The following is a 16760-nucleotide window of genomic DNA, read 5'->3' as shown; positions in this document are numbered from 1 at the left end:
AAAATCATTTAGCTGTGACATTGCCATCAGCATCTTTAGTGACTTTCATATCGTTTATAGAGATATATCCCATATTTCTAACGATAGGATTTTGAACTTCATCGCTGAGCATAAAGTCGATGAACTCTTTGGTTAAGCCTTTGGCGGCACCTTTGGTATACATATGCTCATAAGACCATAAAATCCACTTATTGGTCGCAACATTAGCAGCTGTTGGCTCATAACCATTTAACTTCAGTGTCTGAACCGAGTCATCAACATAGGCAAAGGCAAGGTAAGAAATCGCTCCAGGTGTTTGTGAGACGATTGACTTGACCATACCGTTTGAATCTTGCTCTTGGCTACGAATAGCGCTCTTTCCGTCCATGATAGTCGTATCAAAAGTCGCACGTGAACCAGAACTTGCCGCCCGGTTAATGATAGAAATCTCTAAATCTTGTCCACCCAGCTCTTTCCAGTTGGTGATTTTTCCAGTGAAAATATCACGCAACTGCGCGGTTGTTAAATTATCAACCTTGACCTCACTATTGACGATAACAGCAAGACCAGCTACCGCTACTTGGTGGTCTTTGAGGATTTTGGCAGCAATACCCTCTTTTTCTTGGGCAAAGACGTCACTGTTTCCGATTTGAACAGCTCCTGACTGCACTTGAGAAAGACCAGTTCCTGAACCGCCACCTTGGACATTGATGGTTTTGCCGACGTGCTGAGAAGCAAACTCTTCAGCTGCCGCTTCTACTAAGGGTTGGAGAGAAGTTGAGCCAACGCTATTGATGGATTGCCCTTTATCAATCCACTTTGCACAAGCGCTAAGGGACAAAACGGATAAAGCCACTAAAGTCAGTGTCAAAATCTTGTGTCTTTTTTTCATAAACACCAATCCTATTCTAAGTTAAATCATATATATTATCTCAAATGAGATAAGCGAAGATACTCTCATGTTAAAATCTTCTCATGTCACTATATCATAAGAAAACTAGCTTGCCTAGTAGTCTTTTTAAAGATTGTATGCAATAACAGTTAGACCTGAAATCGCAAGCCTTTTGGGTAAAAATTCTTGAGTACGCCACCCGTTACTTTAGCAAAGCCCAAGCCATTCCATTGGCATAAGACTGGGTACCAACCGTTAGGAAGAGACCTGTCTAATTGGACGACATTTCCAGAGACATAGATAGCAAACTGTTCTATAGCAATTGCGATTGTATGGCTAACTTCGTCAGATGATAGAGAAAGTCAAAGTGCAAAAGATGGCTCAAAACGTCCTTTTTTGAAGGTTCCTAAATGAAGCCCGTTGCGAACAAGCTTCACCTTTTTCAGGTCAGGCAAGCCTGCTGGAAGCAGGTACAATTGTTCCCCCAACACCTGCAACACGCCCTCTAGAGGATGTGTTAAGTGCTGCGCCGCAAAGTCTTGCCAGTAGGTCTGCTGTTGCCTAGTCAGATTGCTTTTGGCTTGTTTACAAGTCACCGTCTCTTTTGGACGAGTATCCTGCAATCGTGCAACAAACTGCCCTTCACCCTTAAAATGATGCGGATACATGCGTGCCACCTCTGGCATATCAATCCCTGCGACCATCCCATTTATCTTGGGCACATCCACCAGCTCTAAGTAAGGATATTCTTCTAATAACCAGCTAACAACACCTTCATTTTCCTCTGGTGACAAAGTGCAGGTCGAATAGACGAGACTACCTCCAACAGCTAGCATTTTCAGCGCTTCTTGTAAAATCTCTTTTTGCAGAGTCGCACACTCACTAGGATCGTCACGGTGCCAATACTGCATGGCAGCTGGGTCTTTCCGAACCATCCCTTCACCCGAGCAAGGTCCATCAAATACAATCATGGCAAAATAGGCTGGGAAAGCCTTAGCTAAACGCTCAGAAGATTCGTTCGTCACGATGACATTGCGAGCCCCAAAACGCTCGATATTTTCAGCCCGTACCTTGCTACGCTTGGTTGAGATGTCGTTACTCACTAGGAGGCCTGTATTGTCCAAATAAGAAAGAAAGTGCGTGGACTTACCTCCAGGCGCTGCTGACAAGTCTAGTACCCGCATGCCCTTTTGTGGACTAGCGACCTGTGCTACCATTTGTGCAGCAGGCTCTTGAGAGTAGACGAGACCTGTCGTGTGAGCAGGCGACTTGCCAGAAATCTTGCCATAGTGCCCCCACGGCGTCTGAGGAATGGCTTGATCAAATGCGACTTGTGCTTTTTTGAGGGGATTTGTCCGAAAAGCGGCTACCGCTTCATCGTCAAAACTCGCAAAAAAAGCTGGTGCCTCATCGCCAAGCAATTGCTCGTATTTTTGGATAAAATCTACTGGTAAATTCATAGTTCTATTATACTATAAAATCCCCCTTTTGTGGGTCTTTTCCTTACTCTAATCTGAGCAAAAAAGTCTGTTAGCATGCTAACAGACTTCTCTCAAGTTAATACTAATTGTGCAATCAGTGGGCTGACAATCACATACATAATACCAGTGATACCAATAGCAAGCCCTGCCATAGCTCCCTCGACATAGCCGTATTTAAAAGCAGCGCCCGTCCCGATAGCGTGACCTGTACCGCCTAGTGCTAAGCCGATAGCAACAGGATCGTCAATCTTAAACCAGTTGAGCAGGGTCGGTCCAAGAACACTGGTTAAGATCCCCGTCACAACAACCACAACCAAGGTCACTGTCATAATCCCCCTCATCTTGTCCGTGATACCAATAGCCATGGCAGTAGTGACCGATTTGGGAAATAAAGAAATCGCTAGAAAATACTTCATTCCAAAAAACTTAGCGACCAAGGCAGTATAGAGTGTATTTATCAGCGTTGCTATTGTAATACTAATCAAAATACTTCTAATATGGTGCTTCATCAAGTGAAAGGAGCGGTACAAAGGAATACCCAGCGCCACCGTTGATGGTACTATCAGCATGTTTAGGTAAGCCCCACCGATATAGTAGTCATGGTAGGAAATATGCGTCAGCTTCAAAAAGATGATGAGCGCTATCGTAGCGACCAATAAAGGTGTCGTCAGAGGATGCGGAAACCGTCTAAAGACCAAAAGCCCTACTAAATAGCTCATAATAGACAACATAATCCCCAACATAGGATTGGTCACAAGACTACTCACGACTAGTCCTCCCATCTACATAATCGCCTTCATAACGTCTCTTAATCACTGGTACGACCAAACCAAGGGTTGCGATATTGAGTACAATAGCTCCCAAGGTAATCACGACAATACCGACAAGATTCGGGGCGATAACATCAAACTTATCCATGACCCCAACGGCTGCCGGAAAGAATAAAATCGTCATATTGCTCAGCAAAAACTGACCGACATCATAAATGTGGCGTAGTCTGATGATTTTAAACTGCAAAGAAAGAAAAAGTAAGACTAAGCCGATAATGCTTCCTGGTACGGGCAATGAAAAAGAAGTTGATAGACATTCTCCCAACAGTGAAAAAATCAAAATATACATCAACTGAACGTATAACTTCACAAAAATCCTCCTTGCGTTTGATACCTCTAGTTTACTACTATTTCTATTTTTTTCAAGAGAATTTCAAGTTTTTCACGAATTTTCAGGAGAGCTCATGGTTTTTTTGATGAGTGGTAATTTCACCTTGGGCACAAACATGACCTTTTGACGATGGGTAAAGTCAGGTTCAGTGCCATCTAGCGTCAAAAGGACATAACCAAGTTTATCACCTAAGATTTTAGCAGCCGCATAATCCCCCGGTTGTAGATAAGAAAAGTAGGCCATCAGCTTTCCAGTGAGAACATAGCCCATACTAATCCCTGCACCACCATAGACACGCAAGCCCAAACTTTGCTGGATAAAATCACGAATGCCGTGGTCATTTTGAGCATATATGCCGCTGTTGCCACCAATCAGACTTCTAGAGAGCGGTTTATCCTGATAAGGCGATAAGAGCTCATCGTTCATATAACCATCGAAAATACCGCCGCCGTGGATAAGTCGGTCAGTGATAACATCATAAATCAAGCCAAACTGACCCAAACCATCCTCATAATAAGCAATCAAAATGGCAAAATAATCCCTTTGCACGATGAAATTGACCGTTCCATCAATCGGATCAAGCACCCAAACCTTGCCGTCTGTCACAGAGTGACGGAGGTCATTTTCCTCAGCTAAAATCGCATCTGCTGGGTAGTGCTTGTGAATCTCAGTGACAAGAAAATCCTGCACTTCCTTATCTAGTGAAGTGACAAGGTCATCAAATCGCCCTTTTTCCTCAACCACAAGCTCATCAGACAAATGCTTTAAAATCAACTGCCCAGCTTCTCTAATCAGCTGTTTTGCAAACGCAAATTTACTTTCCAAGAGAAATCAGTCCTTTCCCTTTTGCTTTGGCTGCTTTGACCACTGGGTAGGTTGAGTAGCCACTGGTTTTTTCAAAGTCACGGTCTATTTGCTTTTCCTGTGCTTTGCTTCTAACGATGTGCTTAAAGTCTGCATAGCTGTCTAAAACAGCTTCTGCTTCTACTTTATGTTCATAAGCTTTTTCCACTTGATTTAAAAAAGAAAGCACTGTTGCAATCTCATCAGTGCTCCATGACAAATCAAGGGGATAGGCATAGTTATCTTTCAGTTGCTCCCGCAATTGCTGCTTCTATAGTTGCCTCTTGTAACTCCTGCATACGATAATCTCTAGGTAAAAAGGCTCTGATTTCAGCTTCATTAAAACCAATCTGCATCCGCTTGTTATCCAAAATAATGGGGCGACGCAAAAGACTTGGATTTTCAGAAATAAGGTCAATCAAATCAGAAACTGACAAATCATCCACATCAATCTCTAACCTCTGAAAAACCTTTGAACGCGTCGAAATAATATCCTCTGTGCCATTTTCTGTTAGTGCCAAAATGGACAGTAACTCTTCTTTGGTCAAAGGGCTTGTCACAATATTATGTTCTTTGAACTCGAGATGATGTTTGGTCAGCCAAGCACGTGCTTTACGGCAACTCGTACAACTAGGAGATAGAAATAAAGTAATCATGAAAGCTCCTCTTAATTTTACTCTAAGAATATTATACACAATTTTACGACTTTTGACTATTTTTTTTCCAATTTAGTGTAAATCCTCTATCTTTTTCGAGATGTAGTACTAATTCATCAATTCCTGAAAATTTAATCATTTCACGAATTTTATCCAACCAGATAATCTCGATAGTCTCTCCGTAAATGTCTTCTGAAAAATCAAAGAGATGGGCTTCTAACCTTAACTCTGTCCCACCAAAAGTGACATTTTTTCCGACACTGGTCATAGCGTCATAGAGCTTGCCTGCCACACGCACCTTGGTCACATAAACCCCGTCCGCAGGCAGAAAAGTCCTATAAATCGGCGCTAGATTGGCTGTTGGAAAACCGATAGTACGCCCTCTAGCATCTCCATGCACTACGATACCTCGTGTCGAAAAAGGATAGCCTAGGAGCTTATTTGCCTGTGCGACTTGCCCTTCGGCAATCAACTTTCGGATACGAGTGGAGCTGATCTTGTCCCCGCCCTCTGACACTTGCGGGATAGTGTAGACGTCGCCATCAAAATTTCTAGCCAGATAATCACTATTAGTGCGATTATGTCCAAACTTATAATCAAAGCCCACAACAACAGCCTTAGCATTCAGCCCTTTTATAAACTGCGTGATAAAATCATCTGAGGAAATATGTGAAAAAGCGGTGGTAAAGTCTGTCAGATACAGCCTATCAACACCATACTCTGCGAACTTTTCATAGCGTTTTTCAGGATAGGTCAGATGATTGAGTAAGTCAGGGCGAAACTTGGCAAAAGCTAGCTGAGGACTCTCATGAAAGGTCAGCACAACAATCTTGAGTTGCTCTTTTTGCGCAATCTCCCTTGCCTTAGCAAAAAAAGCCTTATGTCCTCTATGAAGACCATCAAAATAACCAAGCACAAGAACAGTCTCGTCTGCTCCATCAAGCTGACTGTAGTGCGTCACGTTATAAATCTCCATCGTTGCTCTTTTCTATAGCAATACTTTTTTCGGCTTGTACTGCTGACCATCTCTTCTCTCCAAGATGGCGATGACCTTGTCCTTATAAAAAGCCGCTAGCAAGTCAGCTTCCTCAGAAAGCCTAATAGAGCGCCCAAAGGACACATCTTCTTTCTGCGCTTGATTGAGCTCACATCTAGGAAGGTCGAGAACGCCGTACTCTATGGGCAATAAAAAGCTCATGTCATGTTGCTCCACCTTATCTGCTAACTGTGAGAGTGTCAACGCATCCTCTAGGTATAATCCTGCCGAAGCCGTACGAGTCAGGTGTGACATGTGGCTGCTATAGCCTAACTTAGCCCCTAAGTCCACTGCCAAAGTCCTAACGTACGTGCCCTTACTGCAGGCAACTCGGAAACGAAAGAGACAGCACTCACCATCAAACTCTAGCGGGCTTGTGCGGGTAAAGCTGTGAATGGTCACTTGGCGCTGTGGACGCTCAACGGTTTGCCCAGCCCGTGCATACTCATAAAGCTTTTTACCGTTGACCTTAACAGCAGAGTACATGGGAGGAATCTGCGTGATGTCGCCAACCAAAGAAGCAATCGCTTCATCAACTTCTGCTTCTGAGAGTTCCTTTGATACAGGCGTTTTAGCAACGAGCTCACCACTGCTATCTTCTGTGGTCGCTGAAAAACCGAGTGTCGCCTCTCCCTCATAGACTTTTCCACTGTCTGTCATGTACTCTAAAACCCGTGTCGCCTTACCAACAGCAATCGGCAAAACACCCACTACATCAGGATCCAGCGTCCCTCCATGCCCAATCTTTTTTTCCCTTAATAAGCGACGCAAACGAAACACCGCATCATGCGACGTCATCCCCGCTTCTTTCTTTAAAGTGATAATACCTGTAATCATAATTACTATTATAACATATATTACCCAGTAGTCCATATGTTCCAATATATATAAAGATTACTAAAATAATTGACAGATTCTGAGTTTAGTGATAAATTTAAGTTAGTTGATATCTTTGATGATAGGGATATCTATACTTTCCTCTATGCTGGTTTCTACCGCAATGATAGTATCCCTTACCACTTTAATCAGTGGTTAAAAAAGCAATTTTAACTCTATCTAAAATCCCTTAGATTAATCGCTATCTAAGGGATTTTAATATTAGTATATAAGAATTCCTAATTTCTTGATATTACATAATGTAATATATTATGTATAGATTTAGGTCTTAATAGCAGAATAGCTCCACCATAAACTAAACCACCTGTAATAACTTCTACTATAACCTGCAGCAAGTTGCTTAACACGATGCTCCCCACCAATTTACAAGCTATTAACATTATTACACTTGCTATGAAATAGATTGGAACTTCTTCAAAAAGGCGCATAACAGCCGTAAACTTTTTGACATACCATAACTGCACTAAGACAATTGTGAATTCGCCTATAACAGATGAAATAGCTGCTCCTACCGCTCCATATGTAGGAACCAAATACATCGACAAGCATAATGATACAACGACTGAACATACTATTGAAACAGTCAAGCCTTTTGTCCTATTAATAGCCACTAAAAATTGATTTCCTAATACAGATGACCATCCCATAAAGATTAATTCGATTACTAATAAAGCTAATACAATATCGATACCTTTAAAATCACTTCCAAAATATATTGATGAAAATGGGCTACTAATCGCAATAACTCCTGCCACAACTGGAAATGATATTAAAGTGACCATATTAAATGATAAACTGAGGTATTTATGAACCGACTCATGATCTTTTTTAGCAAAACTATTAGCAATTCTAGGAAATATGACCGTTCCAATAGATGTAATGAAAGAAAGTAGAATACGTACAACTTTAGCCGAATTAGCAAAATAGCCCGTTTGTGACAAGGTTGATAAATCTCCTAAAACTATTTTATTCAAAGTCATAAATACACTGGTAGCCAATTGAGGAACAAACAATACCATACCAGGTGATAAATGAGGGATTAAATTTAAATCTTTAAACTGGAACCTAGCAACATATTGACGTAAATAAGTCCAAAGGGTTAAATTTCCCAATAAAGTTGAGACTGCTAACAAAAGTATATATAACCCTAAATCTTTGGGAGAATGAACAAATAAAAAGATAGCGACAGTTGATAAGAGTTTAACAATCATGTTTCTAACAACTGTTTTCTTAAACTCTTCTAAGCCAGCAAAAAACCAAGATATGTCAACTGCTGTTGCTAAAAGTTGTACGGATGGTAGCATGAGGTAGTACTTATAATCCTGATAAATCTGAATAAAAATCATCAAAGCTATAAAGGATAAAAACGCCATTAAAAACTGGATGGCAACAATCTCCCAGAATTTCTGACTTCTCGCTGCTTCTGAATCACGACTATAAGATATAGCTCGATTCCCATATACAGTCATCCCTAAATTAGCAAATAAAACAAAATAAGTCATAATCGAATTAGTATAAGAATTTATACCCACCGATTCAGGACCTAGGGACCTCGAAATATAAGGTACTGTTATTAAAGGGATAATGATAGCTATAATTTGATAAGTTGCATTATAAAAATAATTTTTTAGAAGTTTCAAGAGTCTGAATCCTTTTTATATAATTCTGGTTTCGTCCAAGAGAGTATCTGATGAGAAAGGTAAGAATGGTCGTCCATTGATGTTTTACTAACCAAAGCATAAGATATGTTTTACGAGCTAACTTTGTAATAGGATATTGCTTTAAGACCTCACTAACTACAGAGTCACTGGTAATTTGTTTAATTTCAGTTGACATTGCCTTGAAAGATTTAGAAGTTGGCTTATTAACAACTTGCTGCAAACACTTTTTTACAGTAAACAGATAAAAACGCTGCGAACGTAAAATAGAAGTTTCATTATTTTCAAAACGATTACATAAAAAAATATAATAATCATTTACCTTAGCTAATTTATCCTCATCATATTTTGTTGATGTCGACTCGAGATTCAAGCTATAATTATACGCTGTACTATCTATTAAACAAACCGACTGACAATGTGCGATATAATCTAAATTAAAAACCGTATCTTCTGAAAAAATAGAACGCTCGGATAAAAAAGTAACATGATTTTTTTGTAAAAGTGACCTTTTGTATAGACTATTCCAGACTGTTCCTTTAACACTATCTTGCTTATCTGGTAAGTCTCCTAAAAATCTTAATTGAAAGTGTTCTAGTGAATAGGAACATATGCCTGCACTGTATTTCTCAACATAGGTGATTTCTCCTGTATCCAGTACTTTTTTATATCCACCAATTACCAAATCACTTGATTTACTAAGTCCTAAAACAAGTTGTTCAATAGAATCAATATCATAATAATCATCAGAATCAACAAAAGTTACGTAATCACCAGTTGCTAACTGAATTCCTAAATTCCTACAAATTCCTTGACCTTCATTATCTTTATTAATTACTTTCACTCTAGTATCTTTAGTTGCAAAATTTTGACAAATGGATAAGCTGTTGTCCGTTGAGCCATCATTTATAATAATAATCTCCAAATCTTTATAGGTCTGATTTACAATAGACTCTAAGCACTGTTCCAAATAATCTTCAACATTATAACCAGGGATAATAATACTAATTAACATCGTACACCTCACTTTTATTCGTATCTAGCAGCATCACACTTAGAACAAGTAGAGGAATATAAAAATAATTAACTACATTTCCAATCCCAAACATAGTAAACATAGAAAGAAATAAAAGATAACGTCCATTAAAATAACCTAGCATCTTTTTATACAAGGCAAAAATAATACCAACACCTAATAAACCTATATCTGCAAAAATTTTAAACACTTCATTATCTAAACTATAGCGAGTCACTTGATTAAAATATACTAATCGACTACTAAAATTTTGACCAAATATAATCGTTATCGGATTAAAACTTAGATTTTTCATAAAGTAAACTAAGCCTTCGAATCGAGACAGTAAGGTGTCAAATTCAGAAAAAATACTAATAATATATACCGTCCCTGCTGAAAATAATAGTAAACCTTGTAAAGTAATACCAACAGTAAACCAACATGTTTTCATAAACGGAAGTAATCGTGTCAATTCTAACCTAGCAAGAAATAGAGTAATAAAATAAAGTATAACAATCAACCAGACTACACGTGTAACTGAATAATAGATAGAAAGTAAGTAAATAGATGTTAAAAGGTATGAAAGAAATTTATGTTTCAGCTGACTAACCAATAGTATCCCTAAAAAAGCAAATAGACCTAATGTCAGACCGGAATCTGTCATCCCAAATGCTCGTACCTCAGCACCTAAATCTAGGAAATAAGGATTTTTAGAACTTATACCATTAAGATAATAAATTGTATTTACAATAGATTTTCCTGTACTATCCACAACAGGAACAATCGGACTTCTTGCCACATGCTGATAAATTCCTAGAAGCGATTGGCATAAAGTAAAGATAATAATTAGGACTCTTGCTTCCTTTTTGTACTTTAACCTCATACCCAGCATGTTAACTACACACAGCAAGAGAACTCCTACATAGGCAAACAGAAGGTTCCTAAGTTCAATCAATAAACTGAGTCCGCTAGGTGAAAAAGCTACACTAATCAATACCCCTAAAAGGAATAAAAAGAGAATAAACGCACAATTCCCGTTGACGGATTGCTGGTTGATAAAACGAATCAATACTAGCCAGAGAAATAATACGATGATAAAAATATATAATACCGTAGAAGATACAATAGACTTGTTGCCAAAAATAATATGTAATTCATCCATCATTTTTTTTGACATCAGCATCAGAATAGAAAAGACAAAAAGCATTTCAACCATAAAGCGATTGCTAAAGTAATCGTATCTTAATTTCAGGACTTTCTTCCCCTTAAAAGAAGTAGCCCATCTGCCAAATAGGTCTTTTTAGATGGGTAGTAGGTTATATTACGTATATTTTTAAACCAATCCGCTAGACTATGATTAGTCAAGTAATTCTCTCGATTGTTGGACACTTGTAAAAAACGTTCAGCATTTAATGTTTTATGAAGAATATTTTTATTCTGTACATCTGAAACAAATTGATATTTCTCACGATAAATAGCAATCCCTTTGACACGTCGGCTGACAGTTGATATACGCTTTTTTTCTTGAGTAAGAGCAACATGGTGACCTGTATAACGGCTATAAGTCAAAACTTGATTTGATGTATAGAAACCATCTAAAAGACATCCAATGTAAGCAATCACCCAATCATGGGTTGGGAAAACAATCCCTTGTTCAATAAAACGACTTAAATATTCTTCAACTGCTTCACGTCTAAAACACATAGACATCCCTGGATAATTGACTTTAGTAACTAGTTCTTCTAACGTTAGTCTACGACTAAACATATCATACTTTTGTAGATTTTTTTCTATAATATCGCCATGAACATCTATCTTAGCAGTATTTGTATGGAGAACTACACAATCAGAATAATCTTTAAAGAACGCTAAACAACGTTCAATCTTATCTTCTTTCCAGATATCGTCTTGGTCACAAAGAAAAACTATCTCACCCGTAGCTTGTTTAATACCATCAAGAAAATTCCGAATATATCCCACATGTTTCTTGCGATAGACCTTTTTTATCTTAATCTCTTTAGGATAAGCAGAATAGGTATCTAAAATATTTCGTTTGCTGTCTAAAGAGCAATCATCTAAGATAATCAGTTCATCTGGCAAGATGGTTTGCTGAAATAGACTATCTAGCTGCTCTATTAAAAACTGTTCGCCATTATAGGTAGCCATGACAATTGATATTTTTATTTGTTTTGTCATAATATAATCACCATGTTTCAAACGTACTCTTCTTACCAAACTTGCTCTCTAAGGCCTCTAACAATAGATGTTTTTTTTCTTCAAATGAAGTCAAATTGTCCCCGTCATTCAAGCATATTAAATTATGCTTAGAAAGCCTTATATCCTCTAAAATAGATGGTAATTCGTCAGAAATATTGTAGTACTTGTCCTTATGTATATTTTTAGGAACAAAGTTACCTGAACATATTTGCCAATATCTTACCAACCAAGGATTCACATCATCTTTTGTTCTAAATTTAGGACTTGAGGTCTCCTTTAAGATGGTAGCCTCGCAAGACCAAATTGTTTCAAAGCTAGACTTATTGTATGAAACGGGGATGTGTGTATCATAAAAACCCAAAATCTTATTCCATGGCAGTACACATATATTCGTAATATTGTACTTTCCATATTTTAAGTTAAATATTTTAGAAAACTCACTTTTCAAGACTTGTCTCATACTGAAGTAATCATTAATAACTTCAATATTATTTAAAAAGGTTGATGCAATTCCTCCTCTTGTTGGTACAAGTGGACTAAATACCCCTGTATCTTTAGGAGTATCATTTTCAAAAAAATAACTAGGAGAAATAGGACTATGTATAAACATGTCATCGCTGAATAAGACAAAATTAGCAGATAATTCTGTAATATTTACTAAGTTCAATTCAATAACATTTGAACTGAAAGTAGGCAAATATTCATTTGGAATATAATCACTATGTTTAACAACTCTTAATTTTTTATTATCCACATCTAACCATGCTGGAAGATGACCTTCTGTAATAAAAAATATTTTATTGACCCATGGCGTGTTCTTTTCTACGGCCCTAAACCAATATCTCAAAAAATCCCAGTCTCTATAACGATCCTCTGTATTTAATAAATCTTCAGATTTACCTTGATACTTATTTTTAGATTTTCGCCACTTTGGATCGTTTCCATTTACCCAAGTTACAACAAAATCAATTGGTTTCAAATTTCTATCCCTCTACATTTTCGATCATCTATACCTATAATTTTTTCAAATATTCCTTTGATAAGTTATAATATTTAACAACTTTAATTCACTTATCCTTTAACTACTTCTGTATAAAACTCAATCATTTCTTTAGTATGTTCATCTATTTTTTTCACATTTACTTTAGTTTGCGAAAAATCAATATCTTTTAATAACATCGAAATTTCTGATAAATCTGTAAAAACTTGATTTTTAGGCAACAAATCTTTAGATCCTACCGTTTCACTAGTAAATACCATTTTACCATAAGATAGGGCCTCTATTACAATAAAACCAAAGGTTTCTTTCCATTTACTTGGCACCACGATAGCATCTATATTTTTATAAACATCATCAACTTGCATATAACTAAAACGACCATGTTGTTGGATTTTATCGGACAATTCATCTCTTGGTGGATAGCCGTAAGTATGAAACTCCAATTTATCGTCCGTACAATTCTCTGCAAAAGTGATAAAATCAAAAAAACCTTTAAAATCTTTATCTGGACCAATGTAAGCCACCCTTAACTTAGCAGATGTATTTTGACTTAAGTTATGTTGCTTAACACCAGCATGTGTGATACTTACAACCTTACCATTGGGAGAAAAACATAAAGTGTTCTTATATACCTGTTGAGCTATAGGACTATTAAAATGAAAACTATCTATCATTTTAAATATAGATGGATAATAGGTACGTAATTCGTTATAATTTACATTTACTAGCTTTTCTCCAAAATCTAGCTGCTTATCATTGTGACTATGATCTTGATTTCTTAATCTTGAAATTTTATTTTTGAAATTTCTTATAAGAGGAAAAAAAGGTAGTTGAAAAAGACGAAGAGACTTAGTTGGCAGAGCAAGGCTGGACATAATATTCCAAGTTTCATTTGTATTTTCCATATCATAAGAATGACCCCAAAAATAAAATTCCGGGACAGGCGACAACCCAAAGTAATCATGGCTAGTAAATACAACCTGAATTCCAAGTTGTCTTGCCATCTTAAAAAATTCTGTATGTAGTCCCATTAGGGAATGAACATGTACCACATCCGGGCTTAAATCTTTCAAAAATACTTTATAAACAATTTCATCAGTTTTTACCATAAAATCTGACGGTTGTCTTATGCCTCTAATAAAAGGTAAGGGAAGGCTATTAATAAGGTGGTAAGTTTTAATACCTTCTCTATCTTCCCCTTTCTGTATTTTTACCTTTTTATTAAGTGAACTTATTGTTGTTGGATATAGAGTAAATACTTCATGATTTTGATGAATCTGCTCCAACATCAAATCTTTTGCATAAGTCACTAAACCGCCTGTTCGTTCAGGCGCAAAACCAATTGTATAGTGTAAAATTTTCATATTATTTCCTAAACAAGTCTTCATAGGCCGCAACGATCGTGCCCCAATTGTAGGCGTCTGCTACACGTTGATAAGCTTTATCTTTCATCGTTGCTAGCGTTTCTTCTGACAGCTCTTCTGCCTGCTCTATGGTTTGTGTGAGTTTATCTTTTGCCCAATAGAGGGCGCCCTCTTCACCCACCTCACGGTTAAAACCAACATCCAAAAGTAAGTTTAAAGGCGTAGACGCTAGCGCTTCTAAAAGTGAGGGGTTAGTGCCTCCCACCTCATGCCCATGAAAATAAGCAAAAGCCTGCTCACGAATGTACTTGAGCAAGTCTTGGTCGTAGACCGTCCCCACAAACTTGACACGTGGGTCCTTGTAAAAGCCTGTTTCTCTACGCAGCTTGTCATAAAAAGCACTGTGCTCGACAGTGGTAATCAAGACAAAATCCTTCTGAGAGTTTGACGCCATAAAGCCCTTGAGCATGGCTTCGTAGTTATTCTCTGGTACAAAACGCCCAACGACAAGATAATAGTTGCCTTCAGTGACCTCTTTGTCGGTGAACCACTGACGCACCTTGTCAGACTCTTGTGTCAAAGAGGATTTAGATAAGTCCGTGCCGTAAGCAATATAGGTCGTCTGTGGACGATACTTCTTGTAGTCAGTCTGGATGTAATTTTCGATGTTCTTACTATCACAGACCAAAAGGTCAGCGTGCTTAACCATCAGCTGCTCAGAAATTTTCCAGTAGCGACGCACAGGCGCTGACCACTTGTCACGCAACCACTCGTGACCGTCTGGATTGACCAAGAGGGTGCCGTTAATAGATTTGATTCTTTTCTTAATGCCTTTGATAAAAGGACCAATCCGACAAGCAAGCACGTAAAAAATCGGCGCCTCATCCTGATTCTCAATTGCCATAGCAATGGCACGATTCAAGGCTTTAATATCATAGGCAATGGCTCTTGCTGGACCAATCTTAGGCACATCAACGTTGAAACAAGTCGCACCGTTATGCTCAAAGACATCTGCTGTGATATGAGACTTAGCTGAGTTTTCACGCACGCAAGCCACATAGTAGTGGATAGATGTGTCTTTTTGGTGTTCCGTCAACTTTTCCACAAAGGTTTCAAAACCTCCATACTTAGCAGGTATGCCTTTAGAACCTACAATATAAACCGATTGAGGCATTTACTTACTCCCTTCTTTCACTAAAACGACTTTGATGGTTTTGAGAAAAATTTTGATGTCGAGCCAGACCGACCAATTTTTGATGTAGGACAAATCAAGGGCAACGACTTCTTCAAAGTCCGTGATGTTACTGCGCCCACTGACCTGCCACATGCCTGTGATACCTGGTTTCATGGCTAAGCGCTTAAAGTGATGTAACTCATAATTTTCGTATTCATTCAAGGTTGGCGGACGTGTGCCGATAAGTGACATGTCGCCCTTTAAAACATGGATAAACTGCGGCAGCTCATCCAGAGACCAGTTGCGCATTTTCTGCCCAAAGGGAAAGATACGAGGGTCATTGTCCATCTTGAACATCAAATCAGAGGTCAGCTCATTTTGCGCCATCAGCTCTTTTTTGCGTTCCTCAGCGTCCAAGTACATGCTGCGAAACTTATAGATTTCAAAGACCTTGCCATTCTTGCCCACCCGCTTTTGCTTAAAGATAAGCGGACCCTTAGACTGCATTTGTACAATAGGATAGAGGATGATAGCGACAAGCCCTGTAAGCACCAGCCCAATCAGGCTAAAAAAAATATCACACAAGCGCTTAAAAAAGAGACTACGGTAGCGGATAGGATTGAGCGAGGAGGGGAGTGCTGCAATCGTTCCGACTTTATGAAAAGTCAAGGCAGAAAGATTACCTTCTACATTCTCATCAAAGGCGAGACTCACAGGTATAACGAGAGCACTGAAGTAATCACGTTCACGGTTGAAATCACTAAAAGCGTCACTGGTGACAAAAACTTCCTGCACCTCATTGTGCGATAAGAGATAACGTATCTGCTCAAAATCGTGTAAGACAGGCACTTCAAGAAAAGTCGACACTGGATTTTGGTGACTAAAGTAAGCTAAGACACGATAGCCATTTTGGTGAAGCTGGGTCACTAATTCTGCTTCATTCGTAAAGTTGGTTAATAGGATAACATTTGACGTTTCAATGAAAAGCTCTTTCGTCAAGCCTTTAACCAAATAACGGCCTAAAAGGAGTAAAGCTGTTGACCAGATCAGTTGACTCAGTAAATACCGTCCACCTAAATTTAAAATTTCAAAATTTCCTAAAAAACGACCGGCACAGATAATAAGAATACTAATAACAAGTAGCTCTACCGAAAAAAAAATGACTGGCTTTATTTCTTCTCTGTAAGTTCTTGATAAAACATCCGAGTAGTGATCAAACCATACGGCATATAAGGCGCTACAAAAAACGACGGCAAATAGAAATTTAGGATTGCGCAAGAAAGGATAGATAAAGAAACGAGATAGTATCAAAAAAGTGAAAACAATTGCTAAACTATCTACGATAAGGTAAAGGCTCTTTTTGATAGAGGTTTCACTGTGCATCGCA

At 38.2% G+C, this 16760-nt stretch carries 16 protein-coding genes and 1 pseudogene; all 17 read right to left on the bottom strand.

Going from position 1 to position 16760, the window contains the following annotated elements:
• Window positions 1–4: 4 nt before the first annotated feature.
• Window positions 5–871 carry a phosphate ABC transporter substrate-binding protein PstS gene (locus G5B60_RS04410; protein WP_164682845.1) on the bottom strand — a complete coding sequence of 289 codons (867 nt, stop codon included), beginning with the start codon at window positions 869–871 and terminating at the stop codon, window positions 5–7.
• Between the two features lie 149 nt (window positions 872–1020).
• A pseudogene (locus G5B60_RS04405) lies at window positions 1021–2331 on the bottom strand (RsmF rRNA methyltransferase first C-terminal domain-containing protein).
• Between the two features lie 92 nt (window positions 2332–2423).
• Window positions 2424–3134 carry an LrgB family protein gene (locus tag G5B60_RS04400; RefSeq protein ID WP_430523646.1) on the bottom strand — a complete coding sequence of 237 codons (711 nt, stop codon included), beginning with the start codon at window positions 3132–3134 and terminating at the stop codon, window positions 2424–2426.
• Window positions 3112–3492: a CidA/LrgA family protein gene (locus G5B60_RS04395; RefSeq protein ID WP_164682843.1), complete on the bottom strand. Its 381-nt coding sequence runs from the start codon at window positions 3490–3492 to the stop codon at window positions 3112–3114. Before G5B60_RS04395 ends, G5B60_RS04400 begins: the two co-directional genes overlap by 23 nt.
• Before the next feature lie 72 nt (window positions 3493–3564).
• The gene (locus G5B60_RS04390; RefSeq protein ID WP_164682841.1) at window positions 3565–4338 is read right to left on the bottom strand and encodes an inositol monophosphatase family protein; all 774 of its coding nucleotides are present in this window, start codon (window positions 4336–4338) and stop codon (window positions 3565–3567) included.
• Window positions 4328–4606: a UPF0223 family protein gene (locus tag G5B60_RS04385; protein WP_164684171.1), complete on the bottom strand. Its 279-nt coding sequence runs from the start codon at window positions 4604–4606 to the stop codon at window positions 4328–4330. The genes G5B60_RS04390 and G5B60_RS04385 overlap by 11 nt, the downstream gene beginning before the upstream one ends.
• Window positions 4596–5012, bottom strand: a complete 417-nt coding sequence (locus G5B60_RS04380; RefSeq protein WP_164682839.1) for a Spx/MgsR family RNA polymerase-binding regulatory protein — start codon at window positions 5010–5012, stop codon at window positions 4596–4598. Before G5B60_RS04380 ends, G5B60_RS04385 begins: the two co-directional genes overlap by 11 nt.
• Before the next feature lie 43 nt (window positions 5013–5055).
• On the bottom strand, window positions 5056–5988 hold the full coding sequence (locus G5B60_RS04375; protein ID WP_164682837.1) for a bifunctional riboflavin kinase/FAD synthetase: 933 nt from the start codon (window positions 5986–5988) through the stop codon (window positions 5056–5058).
• A 12-nt stretch (window positions 5989–6000) separates the two neighbouring features.
• On the bottom strand, window positions 6001–6885 hold the full coding sequence (truB, locus tag G5B60_RS04370; RefSeq protein WP_164682835.1) for a tRNA pseudouridine(55) synthase TruB: 885 nt from the start codon (window positions 6883–6885) through the stop codon (window positions 6001–6003).
• A 278-nt stretch (window positions 6886–7163) separates the two neighbouring features.
• Window positions 7164–8585, bottom strand: a complete 1422-nt coding sequence (locus G5B60_RS04365) for a flippase (protein ID WP_164682833.1) — start codon at window positions 8583–8585, stop codon at window positions 7164–7166.
• Window positions 8557–9618, bottom strand: coding sequence for a glycosyltransferase (locus G5B60_RS04360; protein ID WP_164682831.1), 1062 nt, complete (start codon window positions 9616–9618; stop codon window positions 8557–8559). Before G5B60_RS04360 ends, G5B60_RS04365 begins: the two co-directional genes overlap by 29 nt.
• On the bottom strand, window positions 9608–10834 hold the full coding sequence (locus tag G5B60_RS04355) for a hypothetical protein (protein ID WP_164682829.1): 1227 nt from the start codon (window positions 10832–10834) through the stop codon (window positions 9608–9610). Before G5B60_RS04355 ends, G5B60_RS04360 begins: the two co-directional genes overlap by 11 nt.
• Before the next feature lie 32 nt (window positions 10835–10866).
• A complete protein-coding gene (locus G5B60_RS04350; RefSeq protein WP_164682827.1) occupies window positions 10867–11835 on the bottom strand; it encodes a glycosyltransferase in 969 nt (322 codons plus the stop codon).
• Window positions 11822–12814 (bottom strand): stealth family protein, encoded by a 993-nt coding sequence (locus G5B60_RS04345; RefSeq protein WP_164682825.1) that lies wholly within the window; start codon window positions 12812–12814, stop codon window positions 11822–11824. The genes G5B60_RS04350 and G5B60_RS04345 overlap by 14 nt, the downstream gene beginning before the upstream one ends.
• 92 nt (window positions 12815–12906) lie before the next feature.
• Window positions 12907–14199 (bottom strand): glycosyltransferase, encoded by a 1293-nt coding sequence (locus G5B60_RS04340; protein WP_164682823.1) that lies wholly within the window; start codon window positions 14197–14199, stop codon window positions 12907–12909.
• A 1-nt stretch (window position 14200) separates the two neighbouring features.
• The gene (gene cps2T / locus G5B60_RS04335) at window positions 14201–15373 is read right to left on the bottom strand and encodes a beta 1-4 rhamnosyltransferase Cps2T (RefSeq protein ID WP_164682820.1); all 1173 of its coding nucleotides are present in this window, start codon (window positions 15371–15373) and stop codon (window positions 14201–14203) included.
• Window positions 15374–16756, bottom strand: a complete 1383-nt coding sequence (locus G5B60_RS04330; RefSeq protein ID WP_164682819.1) for a sugar transferase — start codon at window positions 16754–16756, stop codon at window positions 15374–15376.
• Between the last annotated feature and the right edge of the window lie 4 nt (window positions 16757–16760).

Source organism: Streptococcus hyointestinalis (assembly GCF_011039275.1).
GTDB lineage: Bacteria > Bacillota > Bacilli > Lactobacillales > Streptococcaceae > Streptococcus > Streptococcus hyointestinalis_A.
Note: the sequence above shows the minus strand (reverse complement) of the source record. Positions and strands in the feature narration are given on the sequence as shown.